Origin of the sequence: Thalassococcus lentus (assembly GCF_028023555.1) — a bacterium.
Classification (GTDB): domain Bacteria; phylum Pseudomonadota; class Alphaproteobacteria; order Rhodobacterales; family Rhodobacteraceae; genus Thalassococcus_A; species Thalassococcus_A lentus.
The window spans coordinates 329,650-356,131 of the sequence record NZ_JAQIOY010000002.1; the positions used below are offsets into that span (position 1 = coordinate 329,650).

The window sequence follows — 26,482 nt, forward strand, 5'->3', positions numbered from 1 at the left end:
CGCGACGGGATGGCCGCGTCAACCACGCAAGCCCGCATTTGATCTTGCGACCGTCTATCCGGTCAGGACATGCGCCGACAGGTTCTGGAACATTCCGAACAGCGCGGTGACAAAAATGGAAATCATACCAATCGCCTGCACCAATGTACGGTGGATGCGAAGCCGCCGCCAAAGCACCTCTCCCTGCCCTTCGCCATTCTGGATTTTGCGCGAGGACGCAATGCTGAGCAGTCCAACGATGGTCATGGGAAAGGCCAGCAAAAACAGGGCCTGCGCCAGTTCGATGTCATAGACAAACCCGAGCAAAGCCATACCTGTCAGCAAGGCCGAGACAAGAGCAGCCAACCAAAGACCAGCTTCATCAACGATAAACAGCAGCCGGTTGGTGTTGATCCGAACCAGATCTTCAAGATCCGCTTCGGCCTGTCCGCCATTGCGTCTTGCGCGGCTGACCATGTCAAATGGAACACCCAGCACCCAATGGCTCGCTGATGACCAAACGACAGCCAGTACGATCCAGAACCACAGGTTCGAAAAGGACCGCATGTCGATGACTTCAAAAACGGTGGTGTACCAGTCCACGCCTGCCTCTTGCGTTTGCTCTTATTGGGGGTTCTAGCCTGCGGTTATCGGTTTGCCCAGACCGTCATTTTCCAAAACCATTGTTGCTGGCGTTCTTGGCTGGATAACCATGCAGCAAAGTGTCAGGCAGACTGGACACAGGCCCTCTCATAACCGATACCTGTAGAACGTGAAAAGACAGGTGATCCATGCTGCCCAGCCAAGCCCCCTTTCCCGCCACGCGCCTGCGGCGCTTGCGCAAGAGTCCCGCGATCCGCGCGCTTGTATCGGAAACCAATCTCACGCCGGCAGATTTCATCTGGCCGGTCTTTGTACGCGATGGCGAAGGTCAGGTTGAACCCATCGCCTCTATGCCCGGCGTGAACCGATTGTCAGTGGACAAGGTGGTTGATGCCGCCCGCGAGGCGCACGCTCTTGGCATTCCATCGATCTGCCTGTTTCCCTACACTGATCCGGCGCTCAAGACGGAATGCTGTTCTGAGGCATGGAATCCGGACAATCTGTCGAACCGGGCCACGCGCGCGATCAAAGAGGCGGTTCCCGACATTGCTGTGATGACAGACGTTGCGCTGGATCCGTACAATATCAACGGTCACGATGGTTTTGTCGAAGACGGTGTCATCGTAAATGACCGCACCGTCGAAGCGCTGGTCAAACAGGCGCTATCGCAGGCGGATGCAGGGGCGGACATCATCGGCCCATCTGACATGATGGATGGCCGCATCGGCGCGCTAAGGGGGGCATTGGAAAGCGCCGGGCATACGAATGTTCTGCTGCTGTCCTATGCCGCCAAGTATGCCAGCGCCTTCTATGGTCCGTTTCGCGATGCGGTTGGCGCGTCCGGCGCATTGAAAGGCGACAAGAAGACATACCAGCAGGATCCCGGTAATTCCGATGAAGCCATGCGGCTGATCCAGCGGGATCTGGCAGAGGGCGCCGACATGGTTATGGTCAAACCCGGCATGCCCTATCTCGACATCTGCCAGCGGGCAAAACAGATGTTTGGCGCGCCAACCTTTGCTTATCAGGTCTCCGGCGAATACGCGATGTTGGCCGGTGCGGGCGAACGCGGCTGGGTCGACGGTGAAAAAGTCATGCTGGAAAGCCTGATGGCATTCAAACGGGCCGGATGTGACGGCGTTCTGACCTACTTTGCCCCGGCCGCATCGCGCATCCTGAACGGGTAGCGGTTTGCCGCCCAAAGCACGCAACAGGCGGTGACAAACCGCCGTTTGCAGCCTATAACCAACGCAACCGGCGGAAAAAGCCGGACCTTAGGCACTGGCAACGAGAAGAGCAGACAAATGAAAACCACCAGACGCAATGTGACTTTCGGCCTTGGCGCCGTCACCATGCTGGCCGCTTGCGGCAACGGCATCGGGAGCCGCGGCCCAGCCACCATCGACAGCCGCGTGGACAGCACACTGACCCAGCTTTATGCCGACTACCCCGCCACCCGCGGATTGGCGGAAAAGGCCGCTGGCATCCTAGTTATGCCTCTGGTCACCGAAGCAGGTCTCGGCATTGGCGGCGGTTATGGACGCGGCGCCCTGCGCGTCGGCGGCGCGACCGTCGATTATTATTCCATGACCAAGGCTTCGGGCGGCCTGCAGATCGGTGGACAGCAGTACAGCCACGTATTGTTCTTTATGACCACCGAAGCGCTGGAAACATTCCGCCGCTCGCCCGGCTATGCGGCCGGTGCAAACATCGAATACGCAACCCCTGCACGCGGCGAAACGCTTGCTGCCGAAACGACAACGTCGCTCGCTCCGGTGATCGCGGTCATCTTTGGTCAGGCCGGTCTGCGATTGGGCGCAACGCTTGAGGGCGTAAAATACACGCGTATCATTCCATAGGTATCTGACGCGCTTTCAGAGCGCTTGGTATTCAGTATCGATTGCAGTGCGCCGCATGTCCTTTGGGCATGCGGTTTTGCCATTTCATCAGTCTCGCATGCGTATCCCCCGATCGCCTGAACAAACCCGGATTTCATCTGATATTTCGCAGACTTTTTTCTTGAAATAATACCGCCAGACCTTCGTGCATTTTTGTGATAAATTTCAGATAGTTACACCTTGCGCCACAGTCCCGCCTCAATTCGGCCAAACCTGCGCCATTGCACCCTATATCCTGTCTCTGGTATACAGGGATCAACAAGATATGGCGCAGCAATAAACAGGCAAAAAACGTGAACGACACGCCAGAAACACCTGAAAAAGAAGAGATTTCCCCGGCGCCGCATGATGGACCCACCATCACGATCGCTCAGGAAATGAAGTCGAGCTACCTCGACTATGCCATGAGCGTAATCGTCAGCCGTGCGATTCCCGACCTGCGTGACGGGCTCAAGCCCGTGCATCGCCGCATCCTTTATACACTTTGGGAAAACGGTCAGACCCGCGCGAAACCCTATCGTAAGTGTGCGACGGCGGTGGGCGACGTCATGGGTCGGTATCACCCCCACGGCGACTCGGCCGTCTATGACGCGCTTGTGCGCATGGCACAGGATTTCTCCATGAGCCTGCCCCTGATCGACGGTCAGGGCAACTTTGGTTCCATGGACGGCGATCCACCAGCGGCCTACCGTTATACAGAATCCCGCCTGCAGAAATCGGCAGAGGCCCTGCTTGAAGACATCGACAAGGACACTGTCGATTTCGTCCCGAACTACGCCAATGAACGCAACGAACCAACGGTTCTGCCCGCCCGTTACCCCAACGTTCTGGTAAACGGCGCTGAAGGCATCGCGGTTGGTATGGCGACGCGCATTCCGCCCCATAACCTGGGCGAAGTGATCGATGCGACGCTGGCTCTGATCGAAAACCCCGATCTCAGCTCTGAACAGTTGAACGAATTTATCCCTGCCCCGGATTTTCCGACGGGTGGCGTGATCCTCGGGCGCGCAGGCGCGCGTAAGGCCTATCTCGAAGGACGCGGCAGCGTCATCATCCGCGCAAAGACACGCGTGGAAGAGATCCGCAAGGACCGTTATGCCATCGTCATCGACGAAATTCCCTATCAGGTGAACAAGGCCACGATGATCGAGCGGATTGCCGAAGCGGCCCGCGACAAGAAGATCGAAGGCATTTCCCACGTACAGGATGAATCGGATCGCGATGGCGTGCGCGTGGTTGTTGAACTGAAACGCGATGCCACCGCCGAAGTCGTTCTGAACCAGTTGTTCCGCTTTACGCCTATGCAGACCAGCTTTGGCTGTAACATGCTCGCGTTGAATGGCGGGCGTCCGGAACAGCTGACGCTGCGCGCGTTCCTGACGGCCTTCCTCGATTTCCGCGAAGACGTGATTGCGCGCCGAACAGCTTATCTGTTGCGCAAAGCCCGTGAACGCAGCCACATCCTGTGTGGTCTGGCGGTTGCTGTCAGCAATGTTGACGAAGTGGTCGCCACCATTCGTGCTTCGGCTGATGCGGCGGAAGCGCGCGAAAAGCTGATGACGCGGCGCTGGCCCGCAGGCGACATCCTGCCCTATATCGCCCTGATCGATGATCCGACCCACACCGCGAACGACGACGGCACCTATAACCTGTCCGAAGCGCAGGCCCGCGCCATTCTGGAGCTGCGCCTTCAGCGTTTGACACAACTGGGTGTGAAGGAAGTCACGGACGAGTTGGAAGAGCTGGCCGCCAAGATCAAGGAATACCTTGATATCCTGTCCAGCCGCGAGCGCATCATGCAGATCGTCTCGGATGAAATGCGCACCGTGCGCGATGAATTCGCCGTGCCGCGCCGCACCGAGATCGTCGAATGGTCCGGTGATATGGACGACGAAGACCTGATCGAACAAGAAGACATGGTCGTGACCGTCACCCAAACCGGATATATCAAACGGACCGCTTTGGCCGACTTCCGTGCGCAAAAACGTGGCGGCAAAGGCCTGTCCGGTATGTCCACCAAGGATGATGACGTTGTCACGCAGCTTTTCGTGGCAAACACACACACACAGCTGTTGTTCTTCACCACCGATGGCATGGTCTACAAGCTCAAGACCTGGCGCCTGCCCCAAGGCGGTCGGACGTCCAAGGGCAAGGCAATCGTTAACATTTTGCCAATCCCGACGGGCGTCAGCATCGCTGCAATCATGCCCGTTGACCGCGCCGAGGAAGACTGGGCCGATCTGCAGATCGTCTTCGCCACCAGCGCCGGTGACGTACGCCGCAACGCATTGTCGGATTTCACCAATGTGATGCGCAACGGCAAAATCGCGATGGATTTGCCGGAAGACGTGGAACTGGTGAATGCACGCATTGCCTCGGAAGAAGATGACATCATGCTTGTCACCGACTCGGGTCGCGCGATCCGCTTCCGCACCACTGATGTGCGGGTGTTCAAAGGTCGAAAATCGACCGGTGTTCGCGGCATTCGACTGTCAGGTGATGATCGTGTTGTCTCTATGGCGGTTATCCGCAGCTTTGAAGCTACATCGGATGAACGCGCAGCCTATCTGAAGATGCGCAGGCTCATGGCCGGTGTAACCGAAGAGTCAGAGGCCGACGAAGAAGAAGGCAACGCCGATGCAGCGATCAGTCAGGACCGTTATGCAGAGATGTCAGCGGCCGAAAACCTTATCCTGACGATCACCGCCAAGGGTTTGGGCAAGCTTTCCTCGTCGCATGATTACCCATTGCGGGGTCGCGGCGGCATGGGGGTTCAGGCCATCGACAAAGGAATGCGCGGCGGCGCGCTGGTCGCGGCCTTCCCGGTCGAAATGGAAGATCAGATCATGCTGGCCACCTCCGGCGGCCAGTCTATCCGGGTCCCAATCGACGGTATTTCCTTCCGATCCCGCAACGCAGGCGGTGTCAAAGTGTTCGACACCGGCAAAAACGAAGTGGTTGTGTCGGTTGCCTGGATTGCCGATCAGGGTGACGAAGAGACAGAGGACGCGTCGGAACCTGCGGAATAAATCACGCAGAGCCGATCACCAAAAAGGGGCGCTGTTGCACACAGCGCCCCTTTTGCGTTGTCGGAGCCGGCGGTTCAGGCTGTCGCAGTTACACCGGACTTGCTGCGCCCGTCGATTGACCATGCACCTGCCCCTGTGATCGCCAAAGCAATGTATCCACCAGCAAGCGCCATATTCTTGAACAGCTGTGTCATCTGGTTCTGATCCGCCGGGTCGAAATGATACAGAACGCCCGACAGAAGACAGAAGGCCGCAAGAGCCAAAGCAACGGGTCTTGTCATGAAGCCCAGTATCAAGGCCAAACCACCAAGAATTTCGAAGAGGATGACAGGCCAGGCCAGAATCGCGGGAACGCCGCCTGACGCCATGAAACCGGCAAAGCCTTCGACGTTGCCCAATTTACCCAATCCGGCGACCAAGAACAAAAGTCCGAGCAGAACACGGGCCGCAAGTAGACCCAGCGTGTTATTTGAGAGTGTCATTTTGAATTTTCCTTTAGTGACATTTCGAGAGCCCAAATGACACCGTGCAAAATTTTAATAAATATCCCTCAAAAAACACCAAATGTTATATTTCGCACACATCTTTAGATTGAGTAAACTTAGCCTTTTGCACCCTTATCCTTGGGAAAGGCAGACCTGTTTCAAGGCCTGCCCACCATCTAGGTCAGTCAGTACCGCTTGTCGCAGCAAGAGCAACTACAGCAAGCAATCCACCGATCAAACCGCCTGTCGAGAGTGAGCCTTGCATCGAATTCCCGGTTACAGAACCACCGTGACGCCGACACAAACGTGTCGGAACACCATCTCGCTGTTCCAACTCTGGACGGCAATTGTATTCTACGCCGTCCGCACCCACGACACGCACCGAATAAACGGCATCACCTGTGGATCCACCGACTTCTTCTTGTGTTGTGACGGCCTGAGCATTGGCCGCATTGGATAGCGAGACGGCCAAAGCCGTTGCATACAAAGAAGTTTTCACTGATTTACTCCAAAACTGGTTACACAGCGGGCAATTTAAGCTTTGCCACTGATGAACCGAATTGGGAAAACCGGTCTTGCATTCCCATCTGGCGAAAATCCGCTTTTTCGGGAACTGTCAGCTTTTTCAAAAGTCCACCCTAAGCTTTTGAGCATGCCCCCATACTTCCATGGGCTTGCGATAGCTTTCTTGGAGCGGATTGTGCAATCACTTGGCGAATCACCACATTTGCACTCAGAGGGATTTTGCCAGAACGGACCGATTTTCGCTTTATTTTCTGCAGCATGGTGTCGATTTGAACACAGTTCCCGGATCGTTGCCAAATTTTAGACACAATTCGTGGTTGCATTTCACAGCGCAAAGCGGGAGGATACGGCCTATACTAAGGTATAGCGGCTATCTCGAATGCACTTACAAGCTGTCTTCATGTGGAGTGGCTGCAAAAATAAAAAACCGTATTTCAAAGAGTGCAACTTGAGTGAAGCAAAGACACAGTATTTGATGAGGTACGACCTTTTGCCAAACGGCAGCTGGTTACCAGTAATCTGATTTAAGTGCTGAGCTGTCTCGCTTCACTACCAACGGATTATTGGGGCTCGATGTGAACTGGGATGATTTAAGATACTGCTTGGCCCTCCAGCGCTATGGAACGATGAGCGCTGCAGCCAAGCATTTGGAAACAAACGCAGCGACTGTTTCGCGTCGCGTGGAGCGTTTGGGGAACTCGCTAAAGACACAGCTGTTCATCAAAGAAAAAGACAACTGGCGCCCGACGCCAGAGGCTGAACAACTCGCCCATTTGGCAGGTATGTTCGACGAAAGCCTGGGCACCTACACCCTGGCCAGCATCAGCGGCGCCAACAGGCCCCGCAGACTAAAGATCACCTCGCCTCTGCGAATTTTACAGTTGGGTATTTTTCGCAATACTTACAAACTCTTAGAGGCCAACCCAGAACTTTCACTGGATGTGGATTACAACGAAGCCAGCCTTGCCTATGGCGAAGCTGATATTGCGCTTTCCGTTGACAAACCAGACCATGGCCGGCTGATCCGCAGGCAGCTGGCAACTGTAGATTGGCGCGTGTACGGAGCCCGGAAAAACAATGGGGATTTCCGTGGGTGGGCGGATCTGACTGACACCAACGAAGAAGGTTGGCTAAACCAAGATGTGCTGCGCCAACATTTTGAGTGCGACAGCCGCTTTGGTGTCAACGGGTTGAACCTGATGCTTTCCGTGGTCAAACAAACAAACCTTGTCGCATTCTTCCCGTCGAGCATGGCTGCGCGGCATCCGGAAATTGTTGAAATCGACGGCTTCGAGCCGCAAATGATGCAGATTTGGGCCAGCTATCACTCCACGCGACAATCAGACCAAATGGTCAGAATTGTGTTCGATTGGCTAATCGAGACGACACAACACATATGATTTTTGCAATATCGGTTTCGCACAAGTGGTGGTTGCTTAACCGGCAGTCAGGAGTTGTACTGATGGCACGTGGTTAACGCCGCGATAACGATAAATAGAAAAAATGCACATTGAGGCAACAATCATGAACTCTCACTTCCACGTTCGTTTGTTGTTACGAGTATTCGTTGGGATTGCACTGTTCGCAATCGCCATGTTTCACGCCGGTCTAGACTCTTCGGGATTCATCGCTCGATCCCTGTTGTTTGGCTATGTTCCGGATCTGGGTTTTTTGCAGATAGGCCTCGCTCTCCTATTCTTCATGCTCGGAGTCTGGTTGATCCTTGGCATCCGCACGCGAGTGATCGCCACATTCGCATGCGTTCTTTGCTTGTATCAGATCGTGATGTCGGCGGGCGCACCAACAGTGCATACCGGCAACCTTTCTCTCCATGAGGTTGCTATCTCTACTCTCTTATTGGCCTCCTTGCTCGTTCTATCCGCTCACGGAGGAGGTCGGACGGCACTTGTCAGCCGCGGTTGGCAGGGAATAATCAACCTGCGTTAACAGGTTGGTCGTCAAACTAGCGGGGGGCTTCGGCCCCCCGCCTTTTTGATTCAGGGATAGAGCGCTGTGAATTTTGCTTCGAGATAATCCAGCAACGGGCCCTCTGACGGCTCAAAGCCACAGGCTTTTGCGATAACCTCGCGCGGTTCATACCGCGCACCGTGACGCTGAAGGTTCTCCCTCAGCCATTCCACCGCCGGTCCAGTATTGCCCCGCGCCAAAGCATCATCAAGATCGGGAACCGCGGACCGCAGAGCCTGATGCAAGCACCCAGCAAAGACGTTGCCCAAGGTGTAGGTGGCAAAATACCCAAAATAGCCAACGGCCCAGTGCACATCTTGCAATACGCCGTTTGACGCCCGATCCACCGCATAACCAAAATCGTCAGCAAAGCGTGCATTCCACGCCTCTTCCAGATCGGCGACCTCCAGCGTGCCTTCGATCAACTGACGTTCCAGATCGTAGCGCAAAAGCACGTGCAGGTTGTACTGCACCTCATCCGCTTCTGTGCGGATATAGCCCTTTTTCACGATATTGACGGCAGCGTAGAATTCGTCGGCGTCGGCCAATCCGAAATCGCCAAATGCCTTGACCATCTCACCGTAAAGCCATTCGCAATAAGCGCGTGACCGTCCGATCTGGTTTTCGTAGATCCGGCTTTGGCTTTCGTGCACGCCCATCGAAACACCGCGCCCGAGATATGTCAGGCCATACTGCGGATCGACGTTTTGTTCATAGCTCGCATGACCCACTTCGTGGATCGTCGAGTACAGGCAGTTGAAGGGATCTTCGGCAACGGTGCGCGTGGTGATGCGCACGTCATCGCCACTTCCGGAACTGAACGGATGCACCGCCTTGTCCACCCTGCCCCGTTTGAAATCATAGCCAAAGCTTTTGGCCACGATCCGTGCAAGCTTCATCTGCTCGCTCTCATCGAACGAGCCTTCCAGAGCTTTGGGCGCGGGCTTCTCCAGCGCCTTGGCGCGCAATGCCACAAGACGAGGACGCAGCGCATCGAACATGGCTGTCAGCGACTGGCTGGTGGCACCCGGCTCATAGTCATCCAGAAGCGCGTCATAAATCGGGCCACCTGCACACAGCGCTGTGGCTTCTTGCCGTTTAAGATCGACCATCTCTGACAAGACGGGCACGAAGGATGCAAAATCATTGGCTTCGCGGGCTTCAGCCCAGGCGCTGTGGCTCTTGCTGCTGACCCTGGCAATCTGTGCCTTCAGATCCGCTGGCACCATCGTGCTGCGTTCATAGGTGCGGCGAATATGGCCCAGATTGGCCTGTGCGATGGGATCAAGGTCCTGCGCGTTGATTTTCGACAACCATTCGCCGACACGTGGATCACTGCGGCGGCGATGCAGCACGCCTTCCAGCGCAGCCTTCTCTTCGCTGCGCTGTTCACCTGCGCCCCGGGGCATCATGGTTTCCTGGTCCCACCCAAGACGACCTGCCACCAAAGACAAGGCGCGTGTTTCGCGCGCAAAGGCCATCAGGTCGTCAAAATGGGTCATGCTGCAGAGCCTCTAATCGATTGCGTCAATGGATACCGCGCAGCAAACCGCGCCCTCAGAATAAGCGTCCAAAGGGCGACAGCCACAAACTGGTGGACTATCGCAATATGCCACGGCGCGCCGTAAACAACTGTAGCGATACCGAGCACAATTTGAAGTAGCAATACGGCAAATACGGAATTGAACCGAAAACGCGTATCGGAATTGGCGGATTTGCGCGCACGCAACCAGACGACGACACCAAAGGCAAAGAGCAGGTACCCAGCAATCCGGTGCATGAACTGCACCAGTCCTGCGTTCTCAAAGAAGTTTCGCCAGATTGGTTCGATATCGAACGGATACGGAGGCAGGAAGCCACCCGCCATCAAGGGCCAATCATTATACGTGCGCCCCGCATCGATACCTGCAACCAGCGCACCGATAAGGATTTGCAGGAACGCAAAATGCATAAGACCCGTGGACATAGAAAACAGCTTGGCTTCGGAACTCCGACGCGCCTGCATCAAATCACGCTCTTCCCGGCCCAATGTGAAAACGTACCAGGCAATGAAACCGAGGATCACAAAGGCCAGCCCCAGATGAGTGGCCAGCCTGTAAGAGGCGACATCCAGCATCTGACCGCTCAGACCTGACGAAACCATCCACCAGCCGATTGCACCCTGAAGACCGCCCAACACCCCCAGCCCCAACAGCCGTGGTGTCCATCCGGTCGGGATCTTTCGCGCCAACAAAAAACCGAAAAAGCCAAGGGCCCAAACAAGTCCGATCACACGACCCAGTTGCCGATGGCCCCATTCCCACCAGTAGATCACTTTGAACTCGGACATGGACATGCCCTTATTCTGCAACTGGTACTCTGGGATTTGTTTGTATTTCTCGAATTCTTCGACCCATGCCGCTTCGGACATTGGTGGCAGAGCGCCTGTGACCGGTTTCCATTCCGTGATCGAAAGGCCCGAGTCGGTCAAACGGGTCAGCCCGCCAACCGCAATCATCACCACGACCAGCGCAAACAAAACCATCAACCAGGCCCGGATCGCACCGCGTGCGCCTCTTTTGCCGGAATCGATCATGCCGCCCGCCGGGGCCGTTTTCGCCTCAGCCGACGTTTCGGCTACCTCTTCGAAAAGCTTTCGTTTTTGTGCCATGCACCCTCTCCGTTTGAGCGGACAGTAGTGCTGCTGCACCCCCTCTTCAAGCGTTCAACCTGCGGCCTCTTGCACCGGTTTCGGTCGCGATTTCACGGTGAAAAATCGGGGTAAGGCATACCTGACTAACGTGAACGCCGTTCATTTGCTAGTTTGGTTTCACGAATTGAACGACACCCACAGACCAACCGACCAACACAAACAAGGAATTTAGCCATGAAAAATGTCATTCTCTCCGCCGCCGTCGCCGCCGCAACTCTGATGTCCGCAGGCGCAGCCGCAGCCAACTCGGCTTGGGTCGATCACGGCATCAAACTGAATGCACGCTCCGGCCCAGGCACGCAGTACCACGTGATTGGCACATTCAATCCCTGCACCAAAGTGCATGTCGTCGCTCAGAAATGGGGTTGGGCCAAGGTCGCCTTTAACCACAACTACTACTGGGTTTCGGCCAAGTACCTTCAGAACCATTCGTGCCACTACGTGCCAAAGAAGAAGGTCTACAAGAAAAAGCATTACAACAGCTACTGATCCAACCGAGATCAAACTGAGGAACGGGCCGGTTTACCGGCCCGTTTTGCTGTCAGGCCCTAGCTTTTGTCTTTCCAGCGGACAATCTGACGCAACATTCCATGCAACATCTGCACGTCCGCGCGTGTCAGCGGCAACCGGGACCACAGATTACGCAAGTTGATTTTCATGCTGGCGGCCTTGTGCTCGGGAAAGAAGAAGCCAGCTTCCTCCATGCGGTCCTCATAATGCCGCGCGAGATGGGCAATTTCTTCGCCATTGGCCCATTCCGTTCCTGCCAGCGCCTCTTGAACTGGAACCGCCGTCGCGCTGGCACGCATCCATTCATAGGAACAGAGCAATACGCACTGTCCCAGATTGAGCGATGGAAACTCAGGATTGACCGGTACCGAGATGATCGCATTAGCCTGCGCGATGTCTTCGTTTTCCAAACCGGCCCGTTCCGGGCCAAACAGAATCGCAACCCTTTGGCCATCGGCAATGCGACTGGCGGCCTCGGCCATTGCAGCCTCGGGCGTAAAGACCGTCTTGGTCATATCCCGTGGCCGGGCTGTGGTGGCCATGACATAAGTGCAATCACCCACGGCCCCTTCGAGATCATCGGACAGCAGCGCTTCGTCCAGCAAACGACCGGCACCGCTGGACATGGCGACAGCCTTTTCATTGGGCCAACCGTCACGCGGGGCGACAACCCGCATCCGGTCGAGGCCGAAATTCCACATGGCGCGGGCGGCCGCACCAATGTTTTCGCCCATCTGCGGGCGCACCAATACAAAGGCGGGTTGCTTGCTCTTGTCCTGAACCATGACCTGTTTCCTGTCTGTTGCGGCGTGCCTATGCGCCCGAGCGGGTCAATTCAAGCGGTGCAGATCATTGTTCGAACGAAAACAAGGCCCCAAGACGCTGGTGGTAATCACAATTCTGGACCAAGCCATTCCTGAATCCCCATGGCCAAGCCGCATTTCCCACGCTAGACACGGATCAGCCGCGAAAGAGGACACCATGGCCGAGCAGGACACCCCGCAACTCTACCTTGTCACGCCGCCCGAGCTGGAACTGAGCAGCTTTCCCGATCAGCTGTCACGCGTTCTGGACGGTGCCGAAATCGCATGCCTGCGCCTTAGCCTGGCCACACGGGACGAAGATCGTTTGACCCGCGCGGCGGATGCCATTCGTGAAGTCGCGCATCAGTTTGATGTGGCCTTGGTGATCGACACCCATGTTGTGCTGGCCGAGCGGCTAGGCTTGGACGGGGTCCATCTGACGGACGGTGCCCGTTCGGTGCGCGCGGCGCGCAAGGCGCTGGGTGCGGATGCCATCGTCGGTGCCTACTGCGCCCAATCGCGTCACGAGGGCATGATCGCCGGCGAAGCCGGGGCAGATTACGTATCCTTCGGCCCGGTCAGCGCCAATGCCTTGGGCGACGGGACCATTGCGGACCACGAGATCTTTGAAATCTGGTCACAGATGGTCGAACTACCCGTGGTTGCCGAAGGCTCTGTTTCCGTGGAAGCAATCAAGGCGTTGGCGCCCGTGACGGACTTTTTCGCGATTGGCGAAGAAATCTGGTCTCAGGATGATCCACTGGCCGCACTGCGTACACTCATGCAGGCGATGGCCTGATCTACTAGGCCGTCGGTTTGTCGTGCCATGGGCGCGTATGCCCATCGCGGACCTGACTTTCCAAATGGCTTGCCAGTGTTTTGCGGTTGGGATGATCATCCACGCGAACCGGATCGTGATAAACGACCTCGACATATCCGTGGCGCAACGTGGCGAGGTTCTTCAGCAAGGATGACCCAAAGTCCATGTCGCCCCACCAGCCGTAAAATCGCGGCTCATCACCCTGGGGCGGATTGTAGACAACACTGACGGCTTGAATTTGCATTTCATGCTGCAAACGTTCTGAGAAGAATGCCGCGAAAAGCGTTGTTTTAAATGGCAAAACCTGCTGCCCATCTGTTGATGTTCCCTCAGGAAAAAACAGCAATCGGTGCCCGTGCATCAGCCGTTCCTCGAACATCTGGGTCTGTGCTCGCGCCTCGCGCCGGTCGCGCCGGATGAACAATGTTCCCGTGGCCCGCGCCAGCCAGCCAATTCCGGGCCAACCCGCAACTTCGGACTTGGACACAAAGTAGATTGTCTTGCGACTGTTCAGAACGAAGATATCCAGCCACGAGGTGTGGTTGGCCACCAGAGCACCCCGGCCCTTCATCACCGGACCCCGCTGCGCGACACGCAGCCCCATGATCACCAGCGACGCGCGGCACACGCAAAGCGTAATCCACGGAGTAACCGGCCGATCAACACCGAACAGCGGCCGTTCGATCAGCCGCGTCAGCAGCAGCAGGATCAGCCCACCGAAGACGACCACGATCATCAGCGGTGCCCGCAGGATCACCAGAAGCCATCCCAACAGGCCGACTTTGGGAGCGGAAGGCTCCGGTGGTGGCACCCAATCCCCCGTCATCCACGCCGTCCTTTCGTGTAAATGTCTCGCTGGCGCGTGTTCATCCGTTCGGTGTCCATCACCAGACAAACGTCAATCGTGTTGAACCCATGATCCACAAAGGCGCCCTCACCCACAAAACCGCCAAGGCGCAGGTAGGCCTTGATCAGTGCCGGAATGGCCAGCATGGCGGCCTTGCGATCGAGGCTGTCTTCACCGATCAGATCCATGGTCTGCATCTTGCGCGCCTTCACGCGCAATTCCGGTGGCGCGAGATGCCGATGATGCAGCAGTGAAAGCGGCTGGGCCAATGCCCCGGCATCGGTGCCGTGAAAACTGGCCACGCCAAACAGAACCTCGATCTTGTGCTCGGCCACGTAGTCCGCCAATCCCTGCCAGAGATGAAACATCGCCGGTCCGCCGCGATAGTCGGGATGCAAACAGGATCGTCCCAGTTCCAGCAAACGACGACCAGACTTTCGCAGCACGGACAGATCATATTCATCTTCGGAATAGAACTGCCCAGCAGCGCGGGCTTGATCATCGCGCAGCAGGCGGTAAACGCCGACAACCTCGTTTGGATCGTCCCGCGCCGGATCTGTGACGATCAAATGATCAAAGAAGGGATCAAATCGGTCGCGTTCCAGCCTGCGTTCATGATCGACCAGCGTACCGTCACCGCCCAACTCTTCGACAAAAACGCTGTATCGCAAGCGCTGCGCGGCTTCGACTTCAGCCTGAGAAGTGGCCAAACGGACGCAAAAGCCTGTTGTTTCGACGCTCATGCTGGTCCTGTGTCTCACCCCGTTTCTTGGCTCATCTTCTATGCAGTGGACGGCCAAAAGACAACTCGTCCGGCAAAAGCCGGGACAAAAAGCATATCGCAAACTAACAAATTAAGACTTCGTCAACCAAAGCTGCTCTATTGGTCAAATATCGGCATCAGGGCGATCCGTGTTCCGTCCAGCACGACCTTGCCTTCCTCGCGGAAATTGACGGTCACCTTGCCCCCGATGTTTGATTGCACTTGCCCGATACCCCATTCAGGTTTGTCGGGGTGCTGAACCAGCATTCCTGGCTCCAGTATTGCGTTCAGATCGTTCACTTTGACCTCCGAGGAGTGTTTCATGCCCGACCCCAACGCAAAGCTGGCTGCGCTTGTCGGCTCTCGCTTGTGCCATGATCTGATCAGCCCGGTGGGTGCCATTCAGAATGGCCTTGAACTGCTCAGCCTGTCTGGTGGCGCCAGTGGTGATATGGCGCCGGAAATGTCCCTTATTCAAGACAGTTGTGCCAGTGCGGCCGCCCGTATTCGGTTTTTCCGCATTGCCTTTGGTACAGCAGATAGCGATCAAATGCTGGGGGCCAAGGATATTGCCGCCAATCTTTCCGGTATTGCCAAGGGCGAACGCCTGCGGGCGGAATGGCTTGCCCCGGGGGATCACGCGCGCAGCGACGTGCAAATGGGCTTTTTGGGGTATCTTTGCTGCGAAACCGCCCTGCCGCAGGGTGGCAGGGTGGCTATTGATCGAAGCGCCAAGGGCTGGTTGATCCGGGCTGAGGGGCCCAAACTGGCCGTTGATCCTGACCTTTGGGGCGTATTGGCCGGACACGGCAGAACCGATCAGATCACCCCCGACAGAGTGCAGTTTGCATTGCTCTCAGTTCTGGCCGAAACGCGCGGTGTGCGTTTGCTGGTCAACTCGGATGAAACCGAATTGACCATCACCATCTGCTAGCCACGGACCGTGCCGTCGCCGGTGACCAGATATTTGAAGCTGGTCAGTTGTTCGGCCCCAACCGGGCCCCGCGCGTGCATTTTTCCCGTCGCAATCCCGATCTCGGCGCCCATTCCAAATTCGCCACCATCCGCAAACTGCGTGGAGGCATTGTGCATCAGGATGGCACTGTCGAGCCGCTGGAAGAACCGGGCAACGGCGTCCCCGTCTTCGGTCACGATGCAATCGGTATGGTTCGACCCATAAGTCCGGATGTGGTCGATGGCAGCATCCACATCGTCGACAACGCGCGCTGCGATGATCATATCAAGGTATTCGCGGCCCCAGTCTTCGGCGCTCGCTTCGGTGGTGCCTTCGATCGCCTTAAGCGTTTCATCCCCGCGCACCTCGACACCGGCTTCAAGCAGGGCGCGTACAAGGCCCTGACCAATGGTGTCGACCGCGTCGCGATGGATCAAAAGGCATTCGGCCGCACCGCAAATACCGGTCCGGCGGGTCTTGGCATTCATGACCACCTTGAGCGCTTTGACGGGATCGGCGGCGGCGTCGATATAAATATGAACAATGCCTTCGAGATGCGCAAAAACAGGCACGCGGGCTTCGCGCTGGACCAGTCCCACCAGACCTTTGCCGCCCCTTGGTACGATCACGTCGATGAAGTCGGTCATGGTCAGCATTTCGCTGACTGCCGCCCGGTCCCGTGTTGGAACCAATTGAATTGCATCCTCGGGCAATCCGGCCGCCTTCAGACCCTCAACAAGACAGGCGTGAATCGCGCCGGACGAATGGAAGCTTTCGGACCCACCACGCAAAATCACCGCATTGCCAGCCTTGAGACACAGTGCGCCCGCATCAGCCGTCACATTGGGACGAGATTCGTAGATGACGCCAATCACGCCAAGCGGCGTACGCACACGCTGAATGTGCAGACCGCTGGGGCGATCCCATTCGGTCATTACCGCTCCAACCGGATCGTCCTGCGCAGCAACGCTCCGCAGACCATCAACGATGCCCTGAATTCTGGCCTCATCCAGCATCAACCGATCCATCATCGCATCAGACAGGCCCTTGTTGCGACCAAACTCCAGATCCTTGGCATTGGCTTCCACAATCTCGGCGCGGCGCGCCCAAACGGCGTCAGCAGCAGCTTCAAGAGCCGTCTGCTTGGCCTCGGACGGAGCGAAAGCCAGCTCAGCCGCAGCGGCCTTGGCGCGGGTTCCGATTTGCTGCATCACAGCGGGAATATCTGTCAGATCTTTCATGGTCTGCCCCTTGTCCTGAGAGGTTGAACGCAAAGTGTAGTGATTGGATGAAGTCCGGTCCAGCAAGCGCGGTCGCTAGAGCGCCATGTCATCCCTATGGATCAGGACCGCGCGGCCCGGATAGCCCAAAAGCGCTTCGATTTCCGAGCTTTGATGACCCGCAATCAGCTTGGCTTCTTCGGCTGTATATCGCGCAAGCCCCTGCCCCAGCACCGCGCCTTCGGCGGATCGGATACTGACAGGATCACCGCGCCCAAAGGCACCCTCAACCGCAGCAAGGCCCGCGGGCAAAAGCGATTTCCCCTGCGCCAGAGCCCGTGCGGCCCCCGCATCAACAACCAAAGCGCCACGTGGTTTCATGGCCGCGATCCAGCGTTTGCGGGCCGCATGCGGGTCGATTTGCGGCGTAAAGACCGTAGCGCGCGCGCCATCTCCGATCGCCTGAAGCGGATGCAGAACCGAGCCTTCAGCAATGATCATAGCGCAACCGGATGCCGTGGCGGTTTTGGCCGCCATGACCTTGGTTTTCATCCCGCCCTTGCTTAGCCCGGAGCCGGCATCGCCGGCCATGGCTTCGATTGCAGGGGTAATCTCTTCAATCCTTGGCAAATGTTCGGCCGTCGGGTCATCTTGCGGATTGCCCGTATAAAGACCATCCACATCGGACAGCAAAACCAGAAGATCAGCGCCGATTGTCACCGCGACCTGCGCGGCCAGACGGTCGTTGTCGCCATAACGGATTTCATCCGTGGCAACCGTGTCGTTTTCATTCACGATGGGAACGACCCCAAGGCCAAGCAATGTTTCCAGCGTCGCTCGAGAATTGAGATACCGCCGACGATCCGCGCTGTCTTCGAGCGTGACCAAAACCTGCCCTGTGGTGATCCCATGCGGCGCAAGGGCCTCTTCATAGGCGCGCGCCAGTCGGATTTGCCCCACCGAGGCGGCCGCCTGCGATTGCTCGAGCGCTAGCGCGGACAATGGCAGCCCCAAAACCCCGCGCCCCAGCGCAATCGAACCGGACGAGACCAGCACCACATCGGCGCCGCCCTTTTTCAGTCGGGCTACATCCTCAGCCAGCGCATGCAGCCAATCGCGGCGCAGCGCGCCGGTTTCTTTGTCAACCAAAAGCGCTGAACCGATCTTTACGACGATCCGGTTCGCAGAGCTCAGGGCCGCCACGTTCCGTCCTCCTCGTCTTCATCGATGCCGCGCAGTTCGGCACTGTCGGCCTTGCGGCGTTCTTCGACAAAAGGACGCAAAGCCCGCAACACGTCGGTCACCCCTTCGCGCGATGCGCCCGACATCAACATGACGTCCTGAGCGCCCGCCGCGTGCAATTCATCACGCAGGAACGTGCGTTCTTCATCATCAAGCGCGTCAATCTTGTTCAGCACCGTGATGCGCGGTTTTTCCGCGAGACCCGCGCCATATGCTTCCAGTTCATCACAGATGGTCTGGTAGTCTTCGATCAAGCTGCCCGAAGTGCCATCGATCAGGTGCAGCAATACGGCGCAGCGCTCCACATGCCCAAGGAACAAATCACCAAGGCCGCGTCCCTCGTGCGCGCCTTCGATCAAACCGGGGATGTCGGCCACGACAAATTCGGTATTGTCCACGCCCACAACGCCCAGATTTGGATGCAGCGTGGTAAAGGGATAATCCGCAATCTTGGGACGCGCATTGGAAGTTGCAGCCAGAAAGGTGGATTTACCCGCATTCGGAAGCCCAACAAGACCCACGTCAGCAATCAGCTTCAGGCGCAGCCAGAGCGTACGTTCAACACCTTCCTGACCTGGGTTCGCGCGGCGCGGCGCCTGATTGGTCGAGGTTTTGAAGTGCAGGTTGCCCCATCCGCCGTTCCCGCCTTTGGCCAGACGAAAACGCTGCCCCAGCTCGGTCAGGTCAGCGACAACGGTTTCTTCGTCTTCATCCAGCACTTCGGTGCCGACAGGGACCCGCAGAACGATGTGTTCGCCGTCCTTGCCTGTCCGGTTCCGGCCCATGCCGCCCTGCCCGTTCTGGGCAAACCAATGCTGCTGATAACGAAAATCGATCAGCGTATTCAGACCATCCACGGCCTCGACCCAAACGTCGCCACCACGACCGCCATCGCCGCCATCCGGCCCGCCGTATTCAATGTATTTTTCACGTCGGAACGCGATACAGCCATTGCCCCCCGAACCAGAGCGGACATAGACCTTGCAGAGATCGAGGAATTTCATGGTGTTGGCTTTCGGCAGATGCGCTGCCCCGTGTATCGCGGGTGCGCGCTACGCTCAAGCACGAAGGCGTGCCGGGCGCAGCTGCCCCCGACACAAGAGATCAGCTGAGTTTTCTCAGATATGTCCAGGTCGGAACCTTCGCGCCGCGCGCGATGCTAAATGTCTCGGCGTCCCCGATGTAGTCGAAGCCGCAGTTTACCAATACACGCGCCGAGGCCGGGTTGTCCTGAAACACCGAGGCAAACATCGTCGCGTTCTGCATCGGGTTTGCCGAAACCAACGCTTCAACTGCCTGCGAGGCGAGGCCCGTGTTCCAGAATGCCGGGGCCACCCAATAGCTGACCTCGGATTGGTTGCGGTCCATCCGTTGAAGCGTAATCAGCCCCATCACTTCGGCGCCGCCGGATTTCGTGCCATCCATGGCCCAGACGTCTTCTTCGCGGGCATCGGCGGTCACACGTGTTGTAAAGGCTTCGGTCGCGCCGGGTGGCAAAGGATGCGGAATATGCGAACACATCCGCGCCACACGTTCATCACCCGTGTGCATTTCGATCAGGCCCATATCCGACAAACGAACCGGGCGCAGATCAAAGCGCTGCGTTTCAACCAAAGGCTGGTCTATCGTTGCATCAAGGCTCATCTGCACGCTCCTCATTGTGCATCTGACATTTAAGATCCGTCATCGGAACTTTGGCTTTTTGTGCCGCAGTTGTGACAACGGCGTGAAAGTTCTGATCACGAAAATAAAAAAGGGACCGGCTCTCGCCGATCCCTCTTTGTCTTACAAGACCTTAAGGTCGGCTTACTCAGCGGCCTCCGCCACTGGGAGAACCGAAATAAAGGTACGGCCTTTGAGGCCTTTGTGGAATTTCACCGCGCCCTGCTCGGTCGCAAAGATCGTGTGATCTTTGCCCATGCCTACGCCTTCACCCGGCCAAAACTTGGTGCCGCGCTGACGCACGATGATGTTGCCCGGAATAGCGGCCTGACCGCCATACAGCTTTACGCCAAGACGGCGACCAGCTGAGTCGCGACCGTTGCGGGAGGAACCGCCTGCTTTTTTGTGTGCCATGAGGTGTTACTCCTGTTCTGCGGCAAGCTTACCAGCCTGCTCGATCCAGTTGTCGCGTTCGATACGGCCTTTGAACGACAGCTTGTCATCCATGTAAGCAATCTCGTCCGCTTTCCAAGCTGCGATCTGGTCGAAGTGGAAAACGCCGTTTTCGTGCAGCAGACCTTCCAGCTTCGGGCCAACGCCCGAAATCAGCTTCAGATCGTCTGCCTTGCCGCCACGTGCTTCGGTCAGCAGGTTTGCAGGCTTGGTGCCTTCTGCGGCAGGCGCTTCGGCAGCAGCTTCGGCCTTCTTGGGCGCAGCAGCTTTCTTTTCGGCCTTGGGTGCGGCAGCTTTCTTGGCTGGCTTGGTCGCAGCAGCAGCGGCAACCGCCACAGCACCGACAGAGCCTGCACCGATGGCTGCTTTGACACCGGTCTTGTCACCACCCGACGCGAGGATCTCGGTGATCTTCACGAGGGTCAGCTTTTGACGGTGGCCCTTCGTACGCTGGCTGGAGTGCTTCCGGCGGCGCTTGACGAAGTTGATCAGCTTGTCGCCTTTGACCTGGTCAACGACTTCGGCCTGAACCGCAGCACCGTCTACCAGAGGCGCGCCCACGACGACCTTGTCACCGCCGAGCATCAGAATTTCATTGAATTGTACGGTTTCACCCGCATCGGCTGCCAGCTTTTCCACTCGCAGCGTATCGCCGGACTGGACTTTGTATTGCTTGCCGCCGGTTTTCATAACCGCAAACATTTGCGTCTTCCTTGTCTCCCGCGTTCTGTGGCCCCTGCTATGCAGGTATTTCTGGCTTCTGCCGCCTCGAACAGCGCGCCCCGATCAGGGCGAATTTCATACAAAACGAAAAGGCGGAGCCGAAGCCCCGTCCTTGCGTGGCGCGTATATGTCGTGCGGGGCCCAACAAGTCAACCTGTTTCGACCGCGCCCCGGCAATCCCGTTTGCTGGTCATCATAACACCGGGCCTTGGTGCTATGGACTCAGAACCGCATTCAGTGCCTTGGCCAGACCGGCACGATATGGATGTGCGCTGGTCGCGGCCAGATCATAGGGCGTTTGCCCGCCACCATACATATTTGCCGTTGCCCGTTTTCGGGCCCCAAAGCGCAACAGTAGCTTGGCCATGTCCACCGCGTTTTCCGGAACGCATTGGCGATGACTTTCCACGCCATTTGCACCGAGATAATGCAGCAGGGTCGCCCGGTGCCCGAAAACCGAGGTGGCCAAAGCCAGACCCGGTTGATCGGATAGCTGCCTTTCCAGATCTTCAATCCGCCCCGACAGAACGGCATCCAGCGCCTGTTCAAAATCAAGCGGCATTCCGACGTCCCCTAATGCGTCCACAGCGGCCCAATCATCGAATCCGTGTTCGCGCGCAATTGTCAGGCGGGCATCGCGCTGATCGAAAGCCCGCGCCATGAGTTCATCCCATGACTGCCCCGCAGCATCGGGCCACCAACTACCCACCTGCATACGAACCCGCGGATCTTTGGCCGCAAATCCAGCATGTAAGGTCTTAGCCTGCTGAGCCAATTGCGCTTTGATCGGCAAAGCGCGAAAGGTCCTGTCCGTCAGATAAGGATGAAGCGCGGCGCAGTCCTGAACCTCGGGGGCGCTATAGACCGAAACCATAAAACCCACCGACCAGAAAGGCCGCCTCTGTCGTTACAAATCTTGCGTTTTCATCTGCTGTGCTGCCGCCAGACCCAGGGCGTAGGAAAGTTCGTCATACATCCGGTTGTAGCCTGCGAACAGGGCACGGTTCAGAGCCTGCCCTGCGTCTGTGCCGGACAAGGCAACATAGTCCGAAAGCTCACCATCTTCGAGCGGACCGTAGGCCATCAGAAGAAAGGCAAACAGCCACTCGCGCGTGTCGTTGCGTGTGTTGTCTTCCTGATCCCAGACGTCGCGCAGGATATCGCTTTCTGTCATCTCGAAAGCGCCGCCATCCACCAGACCGCGGTAGAAATGGAAGGATGCGTTCAGGGCCCCTTCCACATTGGCTTCGATCAGGTCGTTGGCCTCTATGAACTGGTCGATTTGTTCGAGCCGTTTATCATCACTGCCTGCAAGGTTGCGATAGGCATCCCGCGCCGCCTCTTCTACACCGTCATCGACCATGGCGCGGCGCGCAGAGATTTCCAGATCGACCACACGCCGCCCTGCATCACCATCGAAATAGGACTTGAGTGCACCGACATCGGTGTCTCCCAATGACTCGGTAAAATGGCGGCGTACAACGGTCGCCATTTTGTCCACGTCGTAGATTTCGGAAATCAAAAGGGTCCACGCGGGATTGCTGCCGCCCGGGAACATGTCCTGTGCCATGTCCTCACCATAGGCCAGCCCCTCTTCGCGCATAATGTTCAGCATTTCCTGCATGCGCAAAACCCGCAGCAAATCATCTGCGGGCGCAGCCGAAACCGGCACAGCCATAATCAGCATCAGAGCAATAAGAGACAGCCGGGCCTTGAATGCATAAAGCATCAACATTCCTTTCGTTGTTGTCTCAAGCCTAGGGCGCGCCGGGGTGTTTTCCAAGGCCTGCCGATGCCACATGGCAAGGATCAGCACAAAACGCCTAAATTCTGTGTTGCAAGCCCGCCGCCCAAAGGCTAAACGCCCCACAGCCAGACCCCCGCGGAGAGGTGCCGGAGTGGTCGAACGGGGCGGTCTCGAAAACCGTTGTGGGTGCAAGCCCACCCAGGGTTCGAATCCCTGTCTCTCCGCCACTACGCTTTATCTCGAAATGTGATCTTGCGCGTTTGTACCGGATCCGGGGCGAGTGCTTGATTCAGAATGCCGGCATCAAGTGGTTTTTCGAGGAACGTTACATCGGACGGCAAAGCGGAATCCAAGATGCGCTTTCCGCTCATGAGGAATTTCTGGACGCTCGGCCCGTTCACTTCAGCGCAAGACAGCACGGCGAGCCCGTTGGGGCCGTCACCAAGATCAAAGTCGCTGAAAACCACGTCGAAATGCCGGTCTTTCAGAATGGCAAACGCCTGCTCGGGCCCGTCGCATTGCGCGACGGAAAACCCCTTTCTCTCCAACATGGCCACCGCAGCGCGCCTGTCGGCGGCATTGTCGTCTATCACCAGAACCGATCGCGGATCACTTTCGGGCGCACGAGATTTGCCCGTTGCCACCGGCAGCGCGATCTTGACCGATGTGCCCGCGCCGACCGCACTGTCGATCTCCATGCTGCCGCCGGTTTGATTGATGAAACCATAGACGATCGACAAGCCCAATCCAGTCCCGCCCTCTGCGCTGCGTGTCGTGTAAAACGGCTCGATCGCTTTTTGCTGGTGCTGTTCGGTCATCCCTGCACCGGTGTCCGCCACGCAAATGACCGCAGCCCCTGCCCCGTTGCGCGACAGCGTGATTGAAATCCGGCCTTTGGTGTCGATCGCGTTATTGGAATTCAGGACAAGGTTCAGAATGGCCGACTCCAATTGGCCGGGATCCACCAAGACTGTCAAAGGCTCCGGCGAATAGGCGACTTCCAGCGTGATACCGGGTTTCAGGCCGATCTCGACCAACTCGATCATACCCTCGACAAGACCGTTCAGATCGACAAGTTCTGGCACGAGCGGCTGGCGGCGGGCAAAGGCCAGCAAACGGTCGGTCAAAGACGCTCCAAACTCGACCGCGTTCTCGATTGCGACCACATTGGCCGAAACCGCATCACCCTGCCCCGCACTAAGCAAATGCGCGTGAGTACGGATGGTCGACAGGATGTTGCCGAAATCATGCGCAGTGTCACCCGCCAGCTTGCCCAGGGTTTCGATCCGGTCAATCTGCTCAAGACGGCTGGCGACTTTGCGGCTTTCGGTGACATCCGCAATCAGCCAAACCCGTCCGTCATCGGGCAAACGGCTTGCGCGCAGTTCCAGAATTTGCCCCTGCTCCGACATCATTTCCAGATGCCCCCGAAACATCGCGCTCAGTTTTGCGTCTTTGGATACGGGCGAAAACCGGCTGCTTTCCAACCAATCAGCGAAACTGCCGGTGATGCGTTCGGACGGCCCAAGATCAAGGATATTGGCAAACCCGGGGTTGGACGCCGTCAGGCGCCCGGAGGCATCGGTGATCGCGATCCCGACCGAAATATTGGCAAACACCTTTTCAAATAGCGCATTGCGCTGATCGAGTTGGCGGTTGGAGCGGTCGAGACGCAGAGCATTCGCGCGAAAACTGCGAAATGAGCGGAACAGATCCCCGATCTCATCATCTCCGCCCAATTTGCGTGGCAAGGCGCTGGTTCGATCGCCTTTGGCCAGCCGGACCATCGCTTCGGACACGCGCGCAATGTTGAAGGCAACATAGCGCGATACAAACATTGCGGCAGCCAAGGCGCATAGCAGCGCAAGAAGACCAATCCCGGTGACCGAAATTCTGGTCAGTTGAATGGTATTGGTGGATGCGGTGCGTTCGGCCGTCAGGAACTCTTCGGCATCGCGTGCAAATTCAGAGGCGATTTCGTTGACGCGGTTGGCATCACGGCGAATGCGGAAGAGCGCATTCTGGGCAGACAGGACAAATCCCAGTTCTTCGCGCCTGAGTTCGAATATTCCATCGTCGGCCCCAACCTGTCTTTGCAGCTCTGCCAGATAACTTTGCTGTGCTTCGGTCAATTCCGATGCCGCTGCAAGCACACCCTGACGCTGGAATTGCCGCTGCTCTTCGCCAACGCCGATCAGGTTGTCTGCATAGGCCGCATTCAGTGCGTCTGCATTCATGCTCTGCAGGGTCCACCATACCAGTCGTTCGGCATCACTGACCTCCGGATCGGCGATTTGGCTGGCGACCTGTTCACGAAGCGAGCTGAGCACAGCCACCCGTGCACGGATCTGCGACTGGACCGCATCCAGCGCCTGCGATGCGCCGACCAGATCCTCGATGCCTCTTTCCATTTCCTGCGTCACGGGAAAGATGACCTCATCCTGAGGCCCGGATGTCTCTTGACCCGGCCATTCCTGCCGAACGGTTTGCAAAATGGCGATCAGCTTGTTGCCTTCTTGCTCGATCAGGTAATTGGATCGCTGGTTCAGCAGATACGGCGCCGAGGTCGCAAGATCGGAAACACGTTTGGACAGATCGATTGCCTGAGCGACCTGTGTCAGAGATTGCCGGTGCAAGTCTTCCAGGTTTGACTCGACCCGCTGAAGCGCGACCCAAGTCAGCGCGCCTATGCCGATGATAGCGATCGACAGCACGGCAAGCGCGGCCCACAATCGCCCCCTGATGGAACGTGGCAAAAGCTTCACGGCAACGCGCCCGCTGGCTGCGCGGTAACAAAGATATACCCCTGACCGCGCCGGGTTTGCAGATGCACGGGCTTTGAAGGATTTTTTTCGATCTTGCGACGCAGACGCAAAATCAGAACATCCACGGTTCGATCCACATATCGGGTCAAATCGCTGCCCAGTTCAGACAGCAGATCAACCCGGGTGATGACCTCGTTGGGGCGTGCCAGAAAGTATTCCAGCAGTCGGTATTCCGCATTTGTCAGGGCAATCTCTTCACCCGATTGATCGTAAAGAACGCGATCTTTCTGATCGACGACAAAGCGGCCAAATTCAGCCCTGCCCTCTGCGTCAGGCACTGGAATGGATGCTTTGGCACCAGATCCGTAGCGGCGCAGAACCGCGCGAATACGCGCCAGCAATTCGCGCGGATTGAACGGTTTGAGCAGATAGTCATCCGCTCCGAGCTCCAGGCCAATGATCTTGTCGGTTTCATCACCCCGCCCGGTCAGCATCACAATGGGTGTGTCCTGTGACTGACGAATGCGTCTGGCCAACTCAAGACCGCTCTCATCGTTGAGCTGGAGATCGATCAGCACCAGATCCAACCGGGTTGTCTTTTGAAGCTCGGTGAACTCAGCAATGCTGGCGGCCGGAACACCATCGAACTGGTTCTCCGACAGCAAAGCCATCAGTGACTCGCGAATGCTCGCCTCGTCATCCACAATCCCGATCTTGGGGCGCGACACGATTTTCCTCCCATTTTTCACTGTGTAACATGAGATGTGCGCCAAACCGGCAAGCTTATTTGTTA

26 protein-coding genes and 1 tRNA gene are annotated in these 26,482 nt (G+C 57.2%); 8 read left to right on the plus strand and 19 right to left on the minus strand.

The window, feature by feature from the left end; genetic code table 11:
* Positions 1-54: 54 nt before the first annotated feature.
* Positions 55-582, minus strand: coding sequence for a component of SufBCD complex (locus PFY00_RS06700; protein ID WP_271431762.1), 528 nt, complete (start codon positions 580-582; stop codon positions 55-57).
* Between the two features lie 188 nt (positions 583-770).
* Between PFY00_RS06700 and hemB the strand changes: the two genes are divergently transcribed.
* The 3 genes from hemB to gyrA all read left to right on the plus strand — a co-directional run bounded on the left by hemB (position 771) and on the right by gyrA (position 5,509).
* Complete coding sequence (hemB, locus tag PFY00_RS06705; RefSeq protein ID WP_271431763.1) at positions 771-1,769, plus strand: porphobilinogen synthase; 999 nt, start codon at positions 771-773, stop codon at positions 1,767-1,769.
* A gap of 117 nt (positions 1,770-1,886) precedes the next feature.
* Entirely contained in the window at positions 1,887-2,441 is a 555-nt protein-coding gene (locus tag PFY00_RS06710; protein WP_271431764.1) for a lipid-binding SYLF domain-containing protein, read from the plus strand.
* A gap of 332 nt (positions 2,442-2,773) precedes the next feature.
* Positions 2,774-5,509: a DNA gyrase subunit A gene (gyrA, locus tag PFY00_RS06715; RefSeq protein ID WP_271431765.1), complete on the plus strand. Its 2,736-nt coding sequence runs from the start codon at positions 2,774-2,776 to the stop codon at positions 5,507-5,509.
* A gap of 74 nt (positions 5,510-5,583) precedes the next feature.
* Here the strand turns inward: gyrA and PFY00_RS06720 are convergent, their stop codons facing one another.
* Together PFY00_RS06720 and PFY00_RS06725 are read right to left on the minus strand one after the other, a co-directional pair.
* Positions 5,584-5,991, minus strand: coding sequence for a DoxX family protein (locus PFY00_RS06720; RefSeq protein ID WP_271431766.1), 408 nt, complete (start codon positions 5,989-5,991; stop codon positions 5,584-5,586).
* A gap of 184 nt (positions 5,992-6,175) precedes the next feature.
* Entirely contained in the window at positions 6,176-6,493 is a 318-nt protein-coding gene (locus tag PFY00_RS06725) for a hypothetical protein (RefSeq protein ID WP_271431767.1), read from the minus strand.
* 601 nt (positions 6,494-7,094) lie between these two features.
* Here PFY00_RS06725 and PFY00_RS06730 point away from each other — a divergent pair.
* Positions 7,095-7,919: a LysR family transcriptional regulator gene (locus PFY00_RS06730; protein WP_271431768.1), complete on the plus strand. Its 825-nt coding sequence runs from the start codon at positions 7,095-7,097 to the stop codon at positions 7,917-7,919.
* A gap of 597 nt (positions 7,920-8,516) precedes the next feature.
* Here PFY00_RS06730 and PFY00_RS06735 read toward each other — a convergent pair.
* Both PFY00_RS06735 and ctaA read right to left on the minus strand, forming a co-directional pair.
* A complete protein-coding gene (locus tag PFY00_RS06735) occupies positions 8,517-9,989 on the minus strand; it encodes a carboxypeptidase M32 (protein ID WP_271431769.1) in 1,473 nt (490 codons plus the stop codon).
* Entirely contained in the window at positions 9,986-11,137 is a 1,152-nt protein-coding gene (gene ctaA / locus PFY00_RS06740) for a heme A synthase (protein WP_271431770.1), read from the minus strand. Before ctaA ends, PFY00_RS06735 begins: the two co-directional genes overlap by 4 nt.
* Before the next feature lie 216 nt (positions 11,138-11,353).
* Between ctaA and PFY00_RS06745 the strand changes: the two genes are divergently transcribed.
* Positions 11,354-11,668, plus strand: a complete 315-nt coding sequence (locus PFY00_RS06745; protein ID WP_271431771.1) for an SH3 domain-containing protein — start codon at positions 11,354-11,356, stop codon at positions 11,666-11,668.
* Positions 11,669-11,727: 59 nt separating this feature from the next.
* Here the strand turns inward: PFY00_RS06745 and PFY00_RS06750 are convergent, their stop codons facing one another.
* Entirely contained in the window at positions 11,728-12,474 is a 747-nt protein-coding gene (locus PFY00_RS06750) for an RNA methyltransferase (RefSeq protein ID WP_271431772.1), read from the minus strand.
* Positions 12,475-12,670: 196 nt separating this feature from the next.
* On the opposite strand from PFY00_RS06750, the gene PFY00_RS06755 reads away from it, so the two are divergent.
* Positions 12,671-13,291 (plus strand): thiamine phosphate synthase, encoded by a 621-nt coding sequence (locus PFY00_RS06755; protein WP_271431773.1) that lies wholly within the window; start codon positions 12,671-12,673, stop codon positions 13,289-13,291.
* 4 nt (positions 13,292-13,295) lie between these two features.
* On the opposite strand, the gene PFY00_RS06760 is transcribed toward PFY00_RS06755, so the two are convergent.
* The 3 genes from PFY00_RS06760 to PFY00_RS06770 all read right to left on the minus strand — a co-directional run bounded on the left by PFY00_RS06760 (position 13,296) and on the right by PFY00_RS06770 (position 15,222).
* Positions 13,296-14,138 carry a lysophospholipid acyltransferase family protein gene (locus PFY00_RS06760; RefSeq protein WP_271431774.1) on the minus strand — a complete coding sequence of 281 codons (843 nt, stop codon included), beginning with the start codon at positions 14,136-14,138 and terminating at the stop codon, positions 13,296-13,298.
* Entirely contained in the window at positions 14,135-14,902 is a 768-nt protein-coding gene (locus PFY00_RS06765; RefSeq protein ID WP_271431775.1) for a GNAT family N-acetyltransferase, read from the minus strand. The genes PFY00_RS06760 and PFY00_RS06765 overlap by 4 nt, the downstream gene beginning before the upstream one ends.
* A 137-nt stretch (positions 14,903-15,039) precedes the next feature.
* Complete coding sequence (locus PFY00_RS06770) at positions 15,040-15,222, minus strand: DUF3553 domain-containing protein (RefSeq protein WP_271432214.1); 183 nt, start codon at positions 15,220-15,222, stop codon at positions 15,040-15,042.
* Positions 15,223-15,244: 22 nt separating this feature from the next.
* On the opposite strand from PFY00_RS06770, the gene PFY00_RS06775 reads away from it, so the two are divergent.
* Positions 15,245-15,856 carry a histidine phosphotransferase family protein gene (locus tag PFY00_RS06775; RefSeq protein ID WP_271431776.1) on the plus strand — a complete coding sequence of 204 codons (612 nt, stop codon included), beginning with the start codon at positions 15,245-15,247 and terminating at the stop codon, positions 15,854-15,856.
* Here the strand turns inward: PFY00_RS06775 and PFY00_RS06780 are convergent.
* The 8 genes from PFY00_RS06780 to PFY00_RS06815 form a co-directional block, all read right to left on the minus strand.
* Positions 15,853-17,118, minus strand: coding sequence for a glutamate-5-semialdehyde dehydrogenase (locus tag PFY00_RS06780; protein ID WP_271431777.1), 1,266 nt, complete (start codon positions 17,116-17,118; stop codon positions 15,853-15,855). The genes PFY00_RS06775 and PFY00_RS06780 overlap by 4 nt on opposite strands.
* Positions 17,119-17,193: 75 nt before the next feature.
* Positions 17,194-18,300: a glutamate 5-kinase gene (gene proB, locus PFY00_RS06785; RefSeq protein WP_271431778.1), complete on the minus strand. Its 1,107-nt coding sequence runs from the start codon at positions 18,298-18,300 to the stop codon at positions 17,194-17,196.
* Positions 18,288-19,343 carry a GTPase ObgE gene (obgE, locus tag PFY00_RS06790; RefSeq protein WP_271431779.1) on the minus strand — a complete coding sequence of 352 codons (1,056 nt, stop codon included), beginning with the start codon at positions 19,341-19,343 and terminating at the stop codon, positions 18,288-18,290. Before obgE ends, proB begins: the two co-directional genes overlap by 13 nt.
* A gap of 100 nt (positions 19,344-19,443) precedes the next feature.
* Positions 19,444-19,983 carry a GNAT family N-acetyltransferase gene (locus PFY00_RS06795; RefSeq protein WP_271431780.1) on the minus strand — a complete coding sequence of 180 codons (540 nt, stop codon included), beginning with the start codon at positions 19,981-19,983 and terminating at the stop codon, positions 19,444-19,446.
* A 162-nt stretch (positions 19,984-20,145) separates the two neighbouring features.
* Entirely contained in the window at positions 20,146-20,415 is a 270-nt protein-coding gene (gene rpmA / locus PFY00_RS06800; protein WP_271431781.1) for a 50S ribosomal protein L27, read from the minus strand.
* Between the two features lie 6 nt (positions 20,416-20,421).
* Positions 20,422-21,156: a 50S ribosomal protein L21 gene (locus tag PFY00_RS06805; protein ID WP_271431782.1), complete on the minus strand. Its 735-nt coding sequence runs from the start codon at positions 21,154-21,156 to the stop codon at positions 20,422-20,424.
* A 235-nt stretch (positions 21,157-21,391) separates the two neighbouring features.
* On the minus strand, positions 21,392-22,060 hold the full coding sequence (locus PFY00_RS06810) for a hypothetical protein (protein WP_271431783.1): 669 nt from the start codon (positions 22,058-22,060) through the stop codon (positions 21,392-21,394).
* A 24-nt stretch (positions 22,061-22,084) separates the two neighbouring features.
* A complete protein-coding gene (locus PFY00_RS06815; protein ID WP_271431784.1) occupies positions 22,085-22,906 on the minus strand; it encodes a hypothetical protein in 822 nt (273 codons plus the stop codon).
* Between the two features lie 155 nt (positions 22,907-23,061).
* Here PFY00_RS06815 and PFY00_RS06820 point away from each other — a divergent pair.
* Positions 23,062-23,151, plus strand: a tRNA-Ser gene (locus tag PFY00_RS06820).
* On the opposite strand, the gene PFY00_RS06825 is transcribed toward PFY00_RS06820, so the two are convergent.
* Both PFY00_RS06825 and PFY00_RS06830 read right to left on the minus strand, forming a co-directional pair.
* Positions 23,152-25,689 carry an ATP-binding protein gene (locus PFY00_RS06825; protein ID WP_271431785.1) on the minus strand — a complete coding sequence of 846 codons (2,538 nt, stop codon included), beginning with the start codon at positions 25,687-25,689 and terminating at the stop codon, positions 23,152-23,154.
* Positions 25,686-26,417 carry a response regulator gene (locus PFY00_RS06830; protein WP_271431786.1) on the minus strand — a complete coding sequence of 244 codons (732 nt, stop codon included), beginning with the start codon at positions 26,415-26,417 and terminating at the stop codon, positions 25,686-25,688. Before PFY00_RS06830 ends, PFY00_RS06825 begins: the two co-directional genes overlap by 4 nt.
* Positions 26,418-26,482: the final 65 nt, after the last annotated feature.

What these genes read in the sequence shown, in the direction of transcription:
- hemB (WP_271431763.1), top strand. Translation starts at nt 771, where the DNA reads ATGCTGCCCAGCCAAGCCCCCTTTCCCGCCACGCGCCTGCGGCGCTTG.
- PFY00_RS06710 (WP_271431764.1), top strand. Translation starts at nt 1,887, where the DNA reads ATGAAAACCACCAGACGCAATGTGACTTTCGGCCTTGGCGCCGTCACC.
- PFY00_RS06720 (WP_271431766.1), bottom strand. Translation starts at nt 5,991, where the DNA reads ATGACACTCTCAAATAACACGCTGGGTCTACTTGCGGCCCGTGTTCTG.
- PFY00_RS06735 (WP_271431769.1), bottom strand. Translation starts at nt 9,989, where the DNA reads ATGACCCATTTTGACGACCTGATGGCCTTTGCGCGCGAAACACGCGCC.
- ctaA (WP_271431770.1), bottom strand. Translation starts at nt 11,137, where the DNA reads ATGGCACAAAAACGAAAGCTTTTCGAAGAGGTAGCCGAAACGTCGGCT.
- PFY00_RS06745 (WP_271431771.1), top strand. Translation starts at nt 11,354, where the DNA reads ATGAAAAATGTCATTCTCTCCGCCGCCGTCGCCGCCGCAACTCTGATG.
- PFY00_RS06750 (WP_271431772.1), bottom strand. Translation starts at nt 12,474, where the DNA reads ATGGTTCAGGACAAGAGCAAGCAACCCGCCTTTGTATTGGTGCGCCCG.
- PFY00_RS06755 (WP_271431773.1), top strand. Translation starts at nt 12,671, where the DNA reads ATGGCCGAGCAGGACACCCCGCAACTCTACCTTGTCACGCCGCCCGAG.
- PFY00_RS06760 (WP_271431774.1), bottom strand. Translation starts at nt 14,138, where the DNA reads ATGACGGGGGATTGGGTGCCACCACCGGAGCCTTCCGCTCCCAAAGTC.
- PFY00_RS06765 (WP_271431775.1), bottom strand. Translation starts at nt 14,902, where the DNA reads ATGAGCGTCGAAACAACAGGCTTTTGCGTCCGTTTGGCCACTTCTCAG.
- PFY00_RS06775 (WP_271431776.1), top strand. Translation starts at nt 15,245, where the DNA reads ATGCCCGACCCCAACGCAAAGCTGGCTGCGCTTGTCGGCTCTCGCTTG.
- PFY00_RS06780 (WP_271431777.1), bottom strand. Translation starts at nt 17,118, where the DNA reads ATGAAAGATCTGACAGATATTCCCGCTGTGATGCAGCAAATCGGAACC.
- obgE (WP_271431779.1), bottom strand. Translation starts at nt 19,343, where the DNA reads ATGAAATTCCTCGATCTCTGCAAGGTCTATGTCCGCTCTGGTTCGGGG.
- PFY00_RS06795 (WP_271431780.1), bottom strand. Translation starts at nt 19,983, where the DNA reads ATGAGCCTTGATGCAACGATAGACCAGCCTTTGGTTGAAACGCAGCGC.
- rpmA (WP_271431781.1), bottom strand. Translation starts at nt 20,415, where the DNA reads ATGGCACACAAAAAAGCAGGCGGTTCCTCCCGCAACGGTCGCGACTCA.
- PFY00_RS06805 (WP_271431782.1), bottom strand. Translation starts at nt 21,156, where the DNA reads ATGTTTGCGGTTATGAAAACCGGCGGCAAGCAATACAAAGTCCAGTCC.
- PFY00_RS06815 (WP_271431784.1), bottom strand. Translation starts at nt 22,906, where the DNA reads ATGCTTTATGCATTCAAGGCCCGGCTGTCTCTTATTGCTCTGATGCTG.